Genomic DNA, 16087 nt, shown 5'->3' with positions numbered 1-16087 from the left:
TCCTTAATTAAGTATTTAAGTAATTAACTAAATAATAAAATATAAATGGTTGAAAGTCAATATATAATAGAGCATCATAAAAAAAGTGATAAAATAATGTCCTGGGAAATAATTTTACCTTGTCAAAAGATAATAAAGTTTGTATAATACGTAATAGACAGATTAAGGGGCATTAGCTCAGCTGGGAGAGCGCTTGTCTGGCAGACAAGAGGTCAGCGGTTCGATCCCGCTATGCTCCACTTATTCTCATTTGTTTTTCTTTAGTATATTTCTTTTTGGCTATAAATAGAACAGTTCAATAAGGCAGTGACTGCCATCATTTAATAATCAATAAAAAAGCATGCTTATCGCTAAAAGCATGCTTTTTTATGTGCTTAATCTATTCATTTAGCCTACAACATAGGTGTTGGTTGGGCTACCGTTTCTTTTTCAGATTGATCAAGAGGTGATTCAAGTAGTCTAAGGTAATTTTCTGTTACAACCGATGTATCTGTCAAGAGATCCACGACATGTTGTTTGTAACGCGTGAAAATCGTCAGGCTATACATAATCCAAAGCACTTTTTGTAAGTAACGGCCAAATCCTTCGCGTACAAGGACGGTTGTCCAACTTAATGTTTCTTCATTAATGGCAATCACGCGAATACCGAAAATCATTTTACCGAGCGTTTGTCCATTGGTGAATTTAGTCATACAAATGAAGTAGAGTAAGTAAATAAAGAGTGACAGAACGGTTTTTAATAGACTCTCATTCAAATAGAATAACAATAACCGAGACAGTGATTGAATCATGATCATGTCTACAGTAAAGGCGAACAACCGAATGAAAAATCCAGCATAAAAGTAATCGGGATAATCATTAAATCGTCTAATCATATTACAGCCCCCTGTAGAGATACTTAAAGGTTGGAGCTTCTTCTGTCTGTCCAATGGAATCTAGTGGTGTTGATTCCGCTTGTGGTAAAAGATTTTTCATTGATAAGAAAAACTGATCGAACATATTTAAAGATGTTCCATCATATTGAAAGACTTCAGCGCCAGACAATTCAAAGTCACTTTCAAGTGTCGCTAAAGCGTCATCGAAGTAACCGAGTTCATCAATGAGTCCAAGTGTTTTAGCCTGTGCCCCGCTATAAATCCGTCCGTCAGCTAAGTCGAGCACGCGCTCGCGTGACATATTGCGCCCGTCTATAATTTCACTAACAAAGCGCTCATACATTCCGTCAACAATCTCTTGTAAGACAGCAATTTCTTCGTCTGTATTCGGACGGGTGGCAGATCCTAAGTCTTTTAAATCACCACTTTTAATGGTCGTATCTTCAATGCCGAGTTTATCAAGTAAACCAGAAACATTAAAACCTTGCATAATAACACCGATTGAACCGGTTAAGGTCTCTTGTGTTGCGAAGATTTTTTCTGATTGCGCCGATATGTAATAACCACCACTTGCGGCCATACTTTCCATGACGGTATAGACTGGAATGTCACGGGCCTCTTTTACTTCTTTAATTTTATCGGTCAGTTCTGCGCTTTCATACACACCCCCACCAGGTGTATTGACACGTAGTAGTATAGCCTTCACGGTCTCATCGGTTTTAATTTGTTCAAGTTGATCAAGGATCAAGGCATGATTATAGCCCCCTTGTGCAAACGGTGAGACTTGTTGATTAATCATTTCACCTTGAACGTCAATTAAAGCAATCCGATTAAAAGCATCGCCATCTCTGATAACTGTTTCTGCTTGAGCATCGTCGATCAGTGCGGTGAAGAAATCTGTCGCTTTATCCTCATCTTCCTCATCAGCCATAAAAACAGAAGCAACAGCGGGTAAAATAAGTGAAACAATCAATACAATGATTGATAATCCAATCGCCACCCAACGTTTATTCGTCATATAAATCCTCCTTTTTCGTTTTCTCACATAGATAAGTATAACAAAAACTTACAATCTGTGTAAACTTTTCTTAAAGTTATCTTCAGTCATATAAGTCATTGTCATCGTTCAACTTATGATATAATCAGACATTGAATGATTGGTGCGCCTTTGTTTTAAAAAAGACACGGAGTAATAAGAGAAACGTATGACGAGATACGCTACATAAAGAGGAGGACTTAAGGGATGCTAAGACGATTTTTTAGTTATTATAAACCGTATAAAGGTTTATTTATGCTGGATTTTACAGCCGCTGTGTTGGTGGGGTTACTTGAACTCGCCTTTCCACTTGCGGTGAATTATATTATCGATGAACTACTGCCGAGCGAAGATTTTACGATTATCATGCTAGCAGCTTTTGTGTTACTAATGATTTATTTATTAAACACGTTGCTACATTTTGTCGTGACATACTGGGGGCATATGTTAGGCATTAATATCGAGACAACGATGCGACGGAAATTATTTGAGCATCTTCAGTCGTTATCGTTTGGGTACTTTGATAATGCGAAAACAGGGCACTCTATTTCGCGGTTAACGAAAGATCTAGAGGAGATTGGCGAAGTCGCTCACCACGGTCCGGAAGATGTGTTTGTCGCTGTGATGACGTTAATTGGCTCGTTATGGATCATGTTAACGATCGATGTAGAATTAGCTTTGATTATTTTTACTGTTGTGCCATTGATCGTTGTTTTTGCGATTCACTTCAACAAAAAGATGACTAAAACATTTCGCCGCATGTTTCAAGACGTTGCCAATATCAACGCTAGAGTAGAAGACAGTATTGGTGGGATCCGTGTCGTAAAGGCGTTTGCTAATGAATCATATGAATCGGATAAATTCCAAGAAAATAATTTGGATTACCGGGCAACGAAGTTATCATCCTATAAAATTATGGCACAAAATGTGACGGTTAACTATTTACTGATGCGACTCATTACGTTGTCGACGTTAATGTTCGGGTCTTATTTTGTGATTGATACGTCTTTATCGCACGGAGAATTTGTGGCGTTCATCTTACTGACCAATATCTTAATTGGTCCGATTCAAAAGATTAATGCGGTGATTGAAAGCTATCCGAAAGGATTTGCCGGATTCAAACGTTATACCGATGTCCTTGATACGGAGCCAACGATAAAAGACCGCGCGGGGGCACGTGAGGCATACGTCGCAGGCGATATTGTATATCACGACGTGAGCTTCGGTTATACAAAAGACCAAGACGTGCTCGCAGGGATTAATTTAACGATTAAACAAGGAGAAACCGTTGCCTTCGTTGGTCCCACAGGTGCAGGGAAGACAACGTTATGTAACTTACTGCCCCGGTTTTATGAAGTGACTAATGGATCGATTACCGTTGGTGGCGTTGATATTCGTGATGTGAAACAACGTTATTTACGTGAAAGTATCGGCGTTGTTCAACAAGATGTCTTTTTATTCTCGGGTACCGTTAGAGAAAATATCGCCTATGGTAAGCTTGACGCGACAGATGAGGAAATACTAGCAGCCGCCAAACAAGCACGGCTCGATACATTTGTCTTAAACCAACCCCGAGGGCTAGATACCGTAATTGGCGAACGCGGGGTGAAGCTATCGGGTGGACAAAAACAACGCTTATCAATCGCGCGGATGTTTCTAAAAAATCCGGCGATTCTAATACTTGATGAAGCAACGTCAGCACTCGATACTGAAACGGAAATGAAAATTCAAGAAGCTCTTAACCGGTTATCAAAAGGACGGACAACGCTCGTGATTGCTCACCGTCTAGCAACAATTAAGGATGCGGATAAAATTGTTGTTGTCACAGAAGAAGGAATCAAAGAAACTGGTTCACATGAGGAATTATTAGCTAAAAAAGGCGCGTACAGTGAGTTGTATGCGGCGCAATTTGGTTTATCGAATGACTAGGTAAATGAAAGATAGAATGAACAACGACCAACCGTCATGATGCGGCTGGTCGTTGTTTTCGTTCTATAGGATAACTGTCTTTTGACGTCATGACGTTTGCTACCCGATATTACCTGGTTAAGGACGCAATCAATCGTGGAATCTTGTCTCGATCCTTTTGTTCAGGGTAGAGTTCAACTTTTAAGGTCACGCGTAAATCAGTCTGTTGCTGCATTGGTTCAACGAAACGATCAACAGCGCCGCAAAAGTAGGGATAGAAGCGATCGCCTGTTCCAACGATCGCACTTCTTACGTATCTTAAGTTAGTTTGAGAAAGATACTCATACAGCGGCATCATTTCTCTAGGAATATCACCATTTCCAAACGTATACGTTCCTACAATGATGTAGTCATAGTGTTGTAACGTCTCAAAATCTAAATCACGTACGTGAGTAAGCTGTGGCGTAATGTCAGATTGATTTAAAGCATTATAAATCATCTCCATCACCGCTTTTGTGTTGCCGGTGATGGAGGTATAAATAAGACAAGCGTGCATTCATGTCACCTACAATTCGTCGAATCCGTTAGATGAGGACACTTTTGTGTACGTGCGTGACTTTTGTTCAAAGAAGTCAGACTTCGTTTCATTCATCATCTCATCGCTAAACACATGAATCCATGGCATCGGGTTGTCACGTTCGGGATAACCATTGTCTAAACCAAGTTGTCTGAAGCGTTTATTCGCTAAATATTCAAGATAAAGATGGAATTCGTCAAGATCAATCCCTTCAATATCTTTTAAAATGACTGACGCCCATTCTTTCTCAAGTTCTACGGCTTGTTTAATCGTGTCATAGATAAATTGAATGTTGGCTCCTGTGTTTAACTCAGGTTGTTCTGATAGTAAGATTCTTACAAACTGAGAAATGAAATAGGCGTGCTGCATCTCATCGCGCTGAATGTAAGAAATCATCGTACTTGTTTTCAGCATCTTTTGGTGCGTGGCCAAATGATAAAAGAACGCAAAACCGCTGTAAAAGTAAATACCTTCTAAATTAATCGAACTGATCGCTAATTTAAATAAATTGAGTGGTGTCGGATCATCTTTGAATTGTTGGTAATAATCTAAGATGAACTGATTGCGCTTATTCACGATGGGATCACTCTTCGCTTCATTAAATCGTACATTTTGTTCATCTGTTGGGATGAGTGAACTTAAGATGTAAGAATACGATTCATTATGCACCGCTTCTTGCTGACTAATCACCGCAAAAATCGCTTTAAAACTTGAGTCGGTGACATAGTTCATCACTTCTGACATCGTCGGCGTTTGTAAACTATCTAAGGCAGCGAGCTGTGTATTAATACGTAAGAAGACGTCTTTTTCTACGTCAGATAACTTATCCCATGCCTTAACATCATCTTGCATATTAATCTCATGCGCTTTCCAAAAGTTTGATAACAATGTTTGATATAAGTCGTACATTTGTGGGTAGCGTAAGTCATTCCAATTAAGAATGCCAGACGATTGACCGTTAATAATCCCAGTTGATTTATTTGGGTGACTTGGATTCAGTAACGGTATCTTTTTTAATGGTTGTTCTAACATAGATTTTCCTCCTAGCTATGGCAAGCGACACATTCATTAATTTCTGCTTGTGACGTTGATCGTACGTAATACGTTGTTTTTAATTTGTTATGGTAGCTTGCTAAGTGTAAGTCAAGTAATTCTTTTGCTTTAATATCATGACGAACATAGAGATTAAAACTAATCGCTTGATCGATATGACGTTGCCTTTTAGCATTTTGTTCAATACTCTTTATTTGATCAAGCTCATGTCGTGCTTTTAAATAATACGGATATGTCTTAGGTGTTAAATCTGGGACAGTGACTTTAAATTTAAAATTTTTCTTTTCTTCTGCGTACATGAGCGCATAGATCGGATCAATCCCATCGGTGGATCCACCAATTTTGGCTGTTGAACTGTTAGGAGCAACCGCCATCAAATAACCATTTCTCAAACCATGCGTTTGGATAGCTTGCTGTAACTGATGCCAGCGGTCACTTTCGTAATGGCGGTCTTTGAAGTAACGACCATTGTCAAACTCAGAGCCTTTAAACTTATCGTAAGGTGACTTTTCTTTAGCGAGTGTCATAGATGCTTGCAAAGTTAAATAGCTAATCTCTTCATAGAGCTCATCTGCATAGTTGCTCGCTTCGTCTGATTCCCAGTAAATATTTTTTAAGGCGAGTAAATGATGCCAACCGTAAGTGCCAAGTCCAATCGCCCGGTAAGTTTGATTCGTCAAGTTAGCTTGTGCAACAGTGATGGTATTTAAGTCAATCACATTATCAAGCATCCGCACTTGAATCGGAATAAGACGCGTTAATACATCATCTGTCACGGCTCGAGCAAGGTTAATGGATGAGAGGTTACAGACAACGAATTCTCCAGGTTTTCTCACGATGACGCTATTACCTTCATCATCGATATACTCTTTCACAATCATTGTGGCCGACATGTTTTGCGTAATTTCCGTACATAAATTACTGGCAAAAATACTTGTTCGACCGCGTCCATGGACATGTTTATTCGCATTTTTACGGTTCACTTCATCACGATAAAACATATAAGGTGTGCCTGTTTCAAGTTGTGCCATCATGATTCGCGCCATAATATCCATCGCTCGGTACGTCTTACGTGATAAGAGAGGATGATTGACGGCTTCTTCATACTTTTCGGTAAAGTAACGCTTGTCTGTCTCATCATAGAAATCTTCTAAGCCGAGTGCTCGTCCCGTTTCATCTTTCCATCCCATCACTTGTTTGACTTCATGTGGACAAAACGTATGCCACTTGCCAATACTACGCCCCGCCTCATCTGTTTTTTCTAACTGTTCCATAAATAAGTCAGGAATGCTGACGCCAGTGAAAATATCATGAGCTTTCCGGCGTTCATCCCCATTATTCGTTTTTAAATCTAAAAAGCCGTTCATAATATCTTTGTGGAATACATCTAAATAGATACTCACCGCGCCTTGACGTTGTCCGAGTTGATCGACGCTGACAGCTGTATCATTTAATAATTTAATCCAAGGAATCACACCGCTAGAATGGCCTTTGAACTTTTTAATATCCGAACCAAGGGCTCTAACTTTTCCGTAATAAACACCAATGCCACCGCCGTCTTTACTAAGACGTGCCACATCCCAATTGTTCATATAAATCCCGTCCAAGGAATCGTCGACCGTATCAATAAAACAACTAGAAAGTTGCCCGTAACTTTTACCGGCATTTGATAAGGTAGGTGTTGCGACAGTCATGTAAAGGTTAGAAAGTGCCCAGTAAGCTTCTTTAACAAGTTCGAGGCGCTTAGCTTTTGGTTCATGTTGCATCAGTGTCATGGCAATCACCATGAACCGTTCTTGAGGTAATTCAAATAATTCTTTTTTATGATTTCTAGCAAGGTAGCGATCCTGCAACAGAAAGAGCCCAATATAATTAAATAATTGGTCTTTCACTGGATCGATTGACTGACTTAAATCAGCGATATCAGCTTTTGAATAATGCGTAAGTAAGGCGTCAGAATAAATGCCTTTATCTGTGAGTGTGACGATCAGCTGATAAAAGTCAGGATACGTTGTAAAATCATTATGCTGTCTGTTACGACCGGCTTCTTTGTAAAGTTGCTTGTTTAAAAAGTGACTCGCAATAAAGGACCAGTTTGGTGCATCAATATCAATACGATTGAGGGCGTAAAAGAGCGCTGTTTCATTTTCATCTTTGTTTTCTTTTATTGCCTCTTCAATTTTTTGGTTGAGTTGATCGAGATTAAGCTTGTATTGCGCTTCTAAGTATGTAAGTTCTTGTTGAAGTTTATCCATCGTAATGGTCATAGTTATCTTCCTTTCTTATTTGCTTGACGATACCAAATTGTTAGGTTTAAAGCATCATACACTATATATAGTGTATGATTTATAAAAAAAACGCTACATCTTGTATTGTATCGTTAAAAGTTATACATGTCTATAAGCACGAAGAATTATTTATACTTTTTTGTTTAGAAAATAAAGCATGTATAACTTTCTCTGTTTATCTAGTAGATATCGCGGGCAGAAAGATATACAATGATGTTAAAGAGACGTAAAACGTGTGTGTATTCAGGAATATGTGACAAAAGAACGATAAGAAGTTAGTTAAAAAGATAGAGTTTGACTGATTTCTAGTCGTGACCTTAAAAAAATCACAAGATAATTGGGCAAACTTAGCGAAAGCTAAGGACGCAAAGCTACGGGTCTAAAGTAGACATACTATTGATCGCCGGGTTGCACAGAGATAATCAGGATTATTACACATGATTATTTATAGAGAGAGGCCGGTTGAGAAAGAAAAGAGGGGCAAAGGATGACGACGTTTATATCAAAAGGCAGGACTGTGAAAGAAGCGATACATTTGGGACTTGAAGCCTTACAGTTAGACCGTACACAAGTTGAGATCGAAGTACTACAAATAGAAAAAAGAGGTCTCTTAGGTATAGGTAACAAAGATGCAACAGTCAAGCTGACGTATCAACTAGATACAACCGTAACATCACCAAATCCATCGATTAAAGGAACAATGCCGGAAACTCATACATCGATTGATGGCATGGGTCTCGATGATTTTCTTGATTATTTAAATCAAGCATCATCCATTGAAGAAGATATACACGAAAAGAATGACAAAGACGATATAAGTCAAACGATTTCAGAAGCATCAGATGCCATACATTATGAACATCACCAATCATTAAGCGGTAAGGTATGGGTAAAAGATGGTCAACTCTTCGTAAAAGATAGCGAGGAACATCAACCGTCACTAAAACTTGAAAAAGGTTTACTTGTTAAAAAGAATGGCGAAACGATTGAAGATACGTTTATTTTTGTGAAGGAAAAAGATGAGGTTACCTTCTTTTTTGAAGAGGCGTCAGAACCAACAGAATGGAAAATTGTTGAAACAGATGATAAGTTGAAAGCAGAATTACGTATTAAACCAGGGATTGAACGCCAATTGAAATTAAAAGATACAACACCGGGCTATCAGGTTACTATTGAAACGGTGGAGGATATTGTCGTAAAACAAACGATTACCTCATCGGATATTTTAGCGGCCTTAACAGAGCGAGGAGTCATATACGGTATTGATGAACAGGCGATTGAATCTGCGCTTAGTAGTAAACAAGGTGGTCTGTTTGTCATTGCTAAAGGGGAGGCGCCGGTTGACGGGATAGATGGTAGATTAGAAGAAAAGATAAAAACACGACCAGAAAATGATTCTAAAGATAATAGTGACTTATCTGCGATTGACTATCGTGAAAGAAAAAAGATACCAAACGTTGAAAAAGGACAAGTCCTTGCGATTATCCATCCGGCTATTAAGGGAAAAAGTGGCATATCAGTTAGAGGGGAAGATATGCCACCTAGACTTGCTCGTGAATTAAAAGTCGTCACGCAAAAAGGTACGATTAAGTTAGATAACAGGATTGTGGCAAATGAGAATGGCCGACCGTTTATTGAAAGGCGGGGACCACTTGTTAAAACGAAAGTGTTGCCACAGATGGTACATGACGGGGATGTTGATTTAAGTTCTGGTAACATTATCTTCCGTGGTGACGTTGAAGTAAAAGGAGATGTGACCGAAGGGATGCAAATCCAATCAGGTGGGCATGTGACGATTCATCAGACAGTCAATGGGGCAACCATTCGTGCTCTGCAGTCCATTCACATAGGTGGGAATGCGAATCGGTCAGATATTGCCTCTGGGAGTCATGTCGACCTCACGTTACAGCACGTATTAAGTGGCTTATATCATAAATTATTGGATATGCAACAAATGATCGATCAAATTATTCAATCACCTAAGTTTAAAAATAGCCCATATAAACATGCGAGTATCACTTCCTTAATCTTGTTAGTCAAAGAGAAGCGGTTTAAAACATTGTCGAAAGACATTCAATACTTTAATCAATTAGTCGCCAATGAAAAGAAATATCTAATAGAAGAAGAATGGGAAGAAGTGAATGAATCACTTAAAAAAATCTTTTTCCGTATTCCCCAGATTGATGTATCGATGGATACGTTTAAACGTTTGCTTGATCAGATGAAAAACCTCATCGATTTAAGTGCGATGCAAAACAATGAAGAAGCGAATCTATTCCTTAAAAATGCCTTGAATAGTCGATTGGTTTCTGCTGGTGATATTATGGTGCTCGGTCGGTCTTGCATCAACTCAACGATAAAAGCCGAAGGGTTTGTCACTGTTAGAGGTATTGTGCGAGGCGGCGAACTATTTGCGAAGAAAGGTTGCGACTTATACGAGGTCGGTGGTCAGATGGGAGTCAGGACATTAATTAAAACATCGGAAGAAGGTAAAATTCGGATTAAAAAAGTGTTTGAAGGAACGGTCATTAAAGTAGGGGGATGGACCCATACATTTGAAGAAGATCAAGAATTTATAGAAGCTTCTTTAAATAAAGAAGGGAAGTTTCATTTAACTCATCATTAAAACAACCGATATAATATAGAGATAAGAAAATGTGAGAATTTCCACAAGGGAAAGCAGGTTATATGATGCGTTACAAAAGAAAAGAACCATTTAGATATTTATTTAATGAACCGATAGATGGAAAGTTTGTGATAATTTTAAACCATGAAGATGAAGACAAAGTTACTCGGACAGACCCAGGTAGGTTAAAGATTATTGATCTTAGTCCTAAAGGGATGCAATTTAGAACAAAGCTAGATATCCCGACATCAAACAAGGAGTTTTATATAGAAGTCACGTTTGAATTAGATGGTGAAACGATTGAGATGCTAGGTCAAATTGCTTGGAAGAAAAATGAGTCAGATGGTGTTCGTTATGGACTTGAAGGCATTGAGGACCCGAAGCGTGAACAACAAATTATTGAAGGAGTCAAATCCCTCAGTAAAAAAGCCCATGCTAAGGCAAACATTTTAGAAAAAACAGAAGAGTTAAAGCAACCTGAATGGAAGGAAAAAGAAGAATAAAGACCACCAAATAAAGAAACGAATCAAGACCCGACACCTATAAATGAAACTACTTTAAAAGAGAGGCATTCATTTAGCGACATGTAAGGGTTATACTGACAAAGTAACATTTTAAACTATCACTAACAAAAAAACTAGGTTAATAAAACTAGTTTTTTTCTTTATGTATGGTAATTATGTGCGTTTTTAAAAAACTATCCATCTATTGGCTCAACATTTTTAAAAATATAGTAAAATGCTATTAAGAGTTTTCATTCTTTGCCGATATTAATAGAAAGGTGTGGTTTGTTTACTCGATAAACTTACTTTTTAAGGAATTGTAAGCGTTTAAAAAGGAGGAAGTAGGATGAGGTTATTTAAAAAGAAGAAACCGAAAGAGCTTAACAAAGAAAAAGAGAACAAGGTGAAAAAAGAAAAACGACCGAAAGCAAAGAAACAAAATAAAAAGACATCAGATAAAATTAAGCGAACACATAAACCAAAGAATAAGAAAGTAAGTTTACATAATGTGTCAATTGGTTGGAAGTACGGTTTTGTTATCATTTTTATTTTTGTTTTATTATCTATTTCAACAGCCCTTGTGACACAGGCTATTATGGAACTTGGCCAAGATTTAAATGAAGTGGAAGACCAGGGGAACCGAGCGGTACTCACAACGGAATTAAGTGAATTGGTTCAATCAAAAGGTTTGTCGGCGATGAATTACTTACAGTTTGGTAATGAGACGCATTTAACCGATTATGAAACTAAAAAAGCGCGCGTAGATGAACTGTTGGAATATCTAGAAGGCACCATTACTACTGAAAATCAGCAGTCATTGTATAATGAAGTCACAAAAAATAATGATATTTTAGATGAAACTTTTTATGGCGATGTTGTTGAAAATGTAGGAGCAACAGAAGATATAAGACGTCTATACAGCAACCGCTTTAGCAGCGCAACGAATACGACATCACTGTACTTACAATATTTAAAAGACCTCATTATTGAAGACCGTGATCAAACAGTTAAAGAAGCGGATAACTCACAACAAGCATCACTCATCTTGCTTCTAGGGTCTATGGCTGGATCATTAGTTATCGGCGTCATTTTAGTCTTACTCATTAGCCGGTATATTTCTAAACACCTTAACCGTGTAGTTAAAGCTAGCGATACCATCGCATCGGGTGATTTATCACAAGCAGCGATTCATTATCAAGGGCGAGATGAAATTGGTCGCTTGAGTGCGTCTATCAATGATATGCAGAAACAACTTTTAACGATGATTAATAAAATAGATGAAACATCCGTTGAAGTAAAAGATAGCAGTATTCATTTAAATCAATCTGCTCAAGATGTAAAGGTTGGCACTGAACAGATTGCGATAACAATGGAAGAGTTAGCAACAGGCACTGAATCACAAGCCACTTATGCAGGTGACTTAGCTGAGACAATGAAAGCTTTTAGTGACAGAATTACCTCTATCAGTAAAAGTAGTGAGACGATCAATCAATCATCAAGTGTTGTGTTAGAAGAAACTCAATCTGGTAATATGTTTATGCAAAAGTCTATTAAGCAGATGACCACCATTGATTCGATAGTGAAAGAAGCGGTAACAAAGGTAAAAGGCCTAGATAAACAATCGAAAGAAATCTCGAAATTAGTAAGTGTCATTAAGGATATTGCGGATCAAACGAATCTGCTTGCACTTAATGCAGCGATTGAAGCGGCACGTGCCGGGGAACACGGGAAAGGTTTTGCGGTTGTAGCTGATGAAGTAAGAAAATTAGCTGAACAAGTCAATCATTCGATTGGCGATATTACCTCTATCGTTCAAACGATTCAAACAGAATCAAAAACCGTCTCAGAAGCTCTGTCTCATGGGAATGAAGAAGTTGAACAAGGAAAAATCGATATAACAAAAACTGGCGAACGCTTTAAATCCATTGAACAAGCGATTGATGAGATGACGTCGCACGTTAAAACAGTGATGTCTGGTTTACAAGTTCTTGCTGAAGAGTCTGAACAAGTCAACGGCTCTGTACAAGAGATTGCCTCTATTTCACAACAATCCGCAGCTGGTGTGGAAGAAACATCTGCTTCAGCAGAAGAAGCCTCCTCTTCTATGGAAGCTGTAGCAGAAGGGGCCACGTCTTTACGTGAATCTGCTGAAGCATTAAATGAAATGATTCGACAATTTAAGACGAAGTAAGTCAACGTGTAAAGCCATAAGCCACTATAAAAAAGCCATGTTGGTGATAAAAACACCGCTAAATCAAGGTGTATGCTTGATTTAGCGGTGTTTTAACGTTTGATTATATTTGAGATTTATGCACGATAAAAAGCAAGCTCCTCTTCAATAGCTGCTCGGATATTAATTAAAGCGTCATCAACATCTTTACCTTTAATTCTTTTACCATTGACCATCGCAAAGGGTCGTAAACGGCATAATCCGCAAAAAGATAAACAACTGCTGGTGATGACGGAAACTTCAGGATATTCATTTTCTAGAAGACCTTCGGTTTCAATCGTACTTAGTAAATTGCTTTCGCATATTTCCACAATGATGATACCGATAGTACCCACACCCCTATTATTATGCTATACTAAAATATATATTATAAACGAACGATTAAAAACTGTCATATAATCTGCTCATCACGATGTGGTATAATGACATAACAAACTTTAATGGATAAAAATTAAAAAAATAAAAGTTTGTTATTTACTTCACAAACTTTTTTCGTTACTATAGTCATAAGGGTAGGTGTTGAATATGGTTAAAGATAGATCAACGAGACAATCTGTTTTGGAATTATTGAAAAAGAAACAAGAATTATCAGTCAGTGGTTTAAAAGAGCATCTAGACATAACTGAAATGGCAGTAAGAAAACATTTGATCAAATTGGAAGGGGAAGGATTAATCTCCTCACGGACGGTTCGACAACCAATGGGCCGACCAGTGATCTTTTATCAACTCACTAAAGAAGGTAACGATCTTTTTCCAAATAATTATGATAAAATTGCTGTCGAAATTTTGCATGACATAAAAGACTCTATGGGACTTGACGCGATTGATACATTATTTAACAATCGTGAACAGCGGATGCGTAAAAAGTATGTGCGGAAGATTTATCAAGATGACCCATTAAAAGAGCGGGTACAACAATTGGTTGAAGTCCAAGAGGACAGTGGATATATGGCCGAATTAGTAGAAGAAGAGTCATCAGAAACGGAAGACAATGTGACCGTCACATTTGAACAGTTTAATTGTCCGATTTCAGCCATTGCTAGTGAATATGATAAACCGTGTGAATGCGAATTAAAGTTGTTTAAAGAAGTGCTAGGAACGGATGATGTTGAACGGGTAAGTTGTATCGCTAAAGGCGGTAAAAGTTGCCGGTATGTCGTAAAAGATGAAAAAAAGGCGGCCGTCAAGTCAAAGTAGTGCTATTATTATATGTCATTCATATAAATACAAAAACGAGGGGCTATTTAATCAGTTAAGTGGCCCCTCGTTTTAATATTTTTTTAATTCATCCATAGCCACTTGTAAAAAACGATCAATCGTTTTTTGTTGTTTAACAGGAAGCGTCCGATAAAGGTCAAGTTGAGTTTGTAAGTGTTTGTTCTTAATTATGAAGTCAATCAATTGGTGAAGTGATGACTCGTCTAAATTGTTAATGGTTTCCTGATAGTGTGCTTGGTAATCGCTTAAAACAAAGGTTGTCTCAGGTGCTACACCGATAAGTGTGTCTAGCGTTATTTGGAATATGTTACTTAATTTTAGCGCTGTAAGTAGGTCTGGTAGCACATGTCCATTTTCCCATTTAGCCACAACAGAACGTGAAACTTTTAACAAGTCAGCGAGTTGTTGTTGAGTAAATTGATGTTTTTGTCGGTAATGTTTTAAATTATGAGGGAATTGATATAAAACCATAGTTTTTCACACTCGTTTTCTAAAAGTTATCTTTATAGTATGTGCCCATCCTATCATGTTTTATGTAAATACTTATGATATCGCTTGTTCTTAAAGTGTTTAAAATATATAATGTTCTTAAAAAGAACAGAGAATGGTGGGAATATGAAAACATGTCTATTGTTTGACCGTGCTCAAGCAGAAAAAACCAAGTTTCTTCAATCTGATTTAAACGTACTAGGTAGTATTCGAGTTGAAAAGTATCAAGTGAACTACGATACGATTGAATTTCATTTGGAGGTTGACTCAAAAGAAATCGTGTGGGAGATAGTCCATCAATGCCTGGAAGTTAATTTGCCTCACGGTTTTGGTTTTAGTGACGACCCGACTAAACGCCATGAAGAAGCAATACTTAAGCTCAAACAGTACCATCGTTAGAGGGAGTGTGCGATAGGCTCAAATATGCTAAACTGACAGTAGTGATTTAATGGGGGTGTTGTTGTGCCAGAAATATCTAAGATATCGATTCAAAAAAAACGCGCTGATCGCTACAATATTTTCTTTAAAAGTAGTAGTGGTAAAGATGAGTATGCTTTTAGTGTGGGGGAAGATACTTTAATCAAAGAAGGTCTCAGAAAAGGTTTGACCATTGACGACGTAAAAATAAACGCGTTAAAGCGAAGGGATGATACAAATAAAGCTTTTAATAAAGCGCTCCATTATCTTGCTCAGAGAATGCGCTCAGAGTTAGAAGTACGGGAGCGATTAGTAAAAGATGATTATGATCCCGAACAGATTGATGTCGTCATCACACGGCTATACCGGGAAAATCTGTTGAATGAAAAGGCTTTTAGTGAAGCGTTTGTTTTAACAAAAAAACAAACAACGATGAAAGGTCCTCAAGCCATTGAGAAAGAATTAAAAGAAAAAGGGATCAAAGAACAGGACCGTCTTTATGGTCTTTCGTTTTATACTGAAGCAGATGAGATTGAAAAGGTGTCTAAATGGATACAAAAACAACAATCGAAACAGAAGAAGTTATCGCATAAGTTATTTAAGTTAAAACTTAAGCAACAGCTAATGCAAAAAGGTTTTTCAAATGATGCTATTCAATTAGCAATGGAAAATAGTGTAGAAAGATTACCTGAAGAAGATGAGTATCGAGCCTGTCATATTCAAGGAGAGAAAATCTTAAACAAAAAAGCGCGAAAATACACAGGATATGAATTAATTCAACAAGTGAAGATGGGTCTTTATCAAAAAGGTTTTCCAATGGATACAATCGATCGGTTTATCAATGAAGAAATAAAAACAAGCGAGTAA

Annotated in this window: 14 protein-coding genes, 1 tRNA gene and 1 riboswitch; of the genes, 8 read left to right on the top strand and 7 right to left on the bottom strand. The window is 37.8% G+C overall.

Annotated elements, in window-relative coordinates; genetic code table 11:
- The first annotated feature begins 166 nt into the window (after positions 1 to 166).
- Positions 167 to 239 (top strand) — tRNA-Ala (locus BM390_RS09225).
- 153 nt (positions 240 to 392) lie between these two features.
- On the opposite strand, the gene BM390_RS09220 is transcribed toward BM390_RS09225, so the two are convergent.
- The gene (locus BM390_RS09220; protein WP_062321125.1) at positions 393 to 875 is read right to left on the bottom strand and encodes an RDD family protein; all 483 of its coding nucleotides are present in this window, start codon (positions 873 to 875) and stop codon (positions 393 to 395) included.
- A 1-nt stretch (position 876) separates the two neighbouring features.
- Positions 877 to 1893, bottom strand: coding sequence for a signal peptide peptidase SppA (gene sppA / locus BM390_RS09215; protein WP_062321127.1), 1017 nt, complete (start codon positions 1891 to 1893; stop codon positions 877 to 879).
- A 225-nt stretch (positions 1894 to 2118) separates the two neighbouring features.
- Here sppA and BM390_RS09210 point away from each other — a divergent pair, with 225 nt between their 5' ends.
- On the top strand, positions 2119 to 3840 hold the full coding sequence (locus BM390_RS09210) for an ABC transporter ATP-binding protein (protein WP_089854447.1): 1722 nt from the start codon (positions 2119 to 2121) through the stop codon (positions 3838 to 3840).
- Between the two features lie 109 nt (positions 3841 to 3949).
- Here the strand turns inward: BM390_RS09210 and BM390_RS09205 are convergent, their stop codons facing one another.
- The 3 genes from BM390_RS09205 to BM390_RS09195 are packed head-to-tail and all read right to left on the bottom strand — an operon-like array spanning position 3950 to position 7716.
- Complete coding sequence (locus BM390_RS09205; protein WP_062321129.1) at positions 3950 to 4375, bottom strand: flavodoxin domain-containing protein; 426 nt, start codon at positions 4373 to 4375, stop codon at positions 3950 to 3952.
- Positions 4376 to 4384: 9 nt separating this feature from the next.
- Positions 4385 to 5428 (bottom strand): ribonucleotide-diphosphate reductase subunit beta, encoded by a 1044-nt coding sequence (locus BM390_RS09200; RefSeq protein ID WP_062321130.1) that lies wholly within the window; start codon positions 5426 to 5428, stop codon positions 4385 to 4387.
- A gap of 11 nt (positions 5429 to 5439) precedes the next feature.
- On the bottom strand, positions 5440 to 7716 hold the full coding sequence (locus BM390_RS09195) for a ribonucleoside-diphosphate reductase subunit alpha (protein WP_089854444.1): 2277 nt from the start codon (positions 7714 to 7716) through the stop codon (positions 5440 to 5442).
- Positions 7717 to 8067: 351 nt separating this feature from the next.
- Positions 8068 to 8153: riboswitch (cyclic di-GMP riboswitch) on the top strand.
- A 71-nt stretch (positions 8154 to 8224) separates the two neighbouring features.
- On the opposite strand from BM390_RS09195, the gene BM390_RS09190 reads away from it, so the two are divergent.
- The 3 genes from BM390_RS09190 (at position 8225) to BM390_RS15485 (ending at position 13057) form a co-directional block, all read left to right on the top strand.
- A complete protein-coding gene (locus BM390_RS09190) occupies positions 8225 to 10363 on the top strand; it encodes a FapA family protein (protein WP_089854441.1) in 2139 nt (712 codons plus the stop codon).
- Between the two features lie 65 nt (positions 10364 to 10428).
- Positions 10429 to 10866 (top strand): PilZ domain-containing protein, encoded by a 438-nt coding sequence (locus tag BM390_RS09185; protein ID WP_062321134.1) that lies wholly within the window; start codon positions 10429 to 10431, stop codon positions 10864 to 10866.
- Between the two features lie 346 nt (positions 10867 to 11212).
- On the top strand, positions 11213 to 13057 hold the full coding sequence (locus BM390_RS15485; RefSeq protein WP_089854438.1) for a methyl-accepting chemotaxis protein: 1845 nt from the start codon (positions 11213 to 11215) through the stop codon (positions 13055 to 13057).
- Between the two features lie 116 nt (positions 13058 to 13173).
- Here BM390_RS15485 and BM390_RS09175 read toward each other — a convergent pair whose 3' ends face one another.
- On the bottom strand, positions 13174 to 13422 hold the full coding sequence (locus BM390_RS09175; RefSeq protein ID WP_062321170.1) for a YuzB family protein: 249 nt from the start codon (positions 13420 to 13422) through the stop codon (positions 13174 to 13176).
- Positions 13423 to 13621: 199 nt separating this feature from the next.
- Between BM390_RS09175 and BM390_RS09170 the strand changes: the two genes are divergently transcribed.
- On the top strand, positions 13622 to 14293 hold the full coding sequence (locus BM390_RS09170; protein WP_062321136.1) for a helix-turn-helix transcriptional regulator: 672 nt from the start codon (positions 13622 to 13624) through the stop codon (positions 14291 to 14293).
- A gap of 72 nt (positions 14294 to 14365) precedes the next feature.
- On the opposite strand, the gene BM390_RS09165 is transcribed toward BM390_RS09170, so the two are convergent.
- On the bottom strand, positions 14366 to 14785 hold the full coding sequence (locus tag BM390_RS09165; protein WP_062321138.1) for a helix-turn-helix transcriptional regulator: 420 nt from the start codon (positions 14783 to 14785) through the stop codon (positions 14366 to 14368).
- A gap of 144 nt (positions 14786 to 14929) precedes the next feature.
- Between BM390_RS09165 and BM390_RS09160 the strand changes: the two genes are divergently transcribed.
- Positions 14930 to 15202, top strand: coding sequence for a hypothetical protein (locus BM390_RS09160; RefSeq protein ID WP_062321140.1), 273 nt, complete (start codon positions 14930 to 14932; stop codon positions 15200 to 15202).
- A gap of 63 nt (positions 15203 to 15265) precedes the next feature.
- The gene (locus tag BM390_RS09155; protein WP_089854435.1) at positions 15266 to 16087 is read left to right on the top strand and encodes a RecX family transcriptional regulator; all 822 of its coding nucleotides are present in this window, start codon (positions 15266 to 15268) and stop codon (positions 16085 to 16087) included.

This window comes from Halolactibacillus miurensis (assembly GCF_900116255.1).
GTDB classification, from domain to species: domain Bacteria; phylum Bacillota; class Bacilli; order Bacillales; family Amphibacillaceae; genus Halolactibacillus; species Halolactibacillus miurensis.
This window is presented reverse-complemented; position numbering and strand designations above follow the sequence as displayed.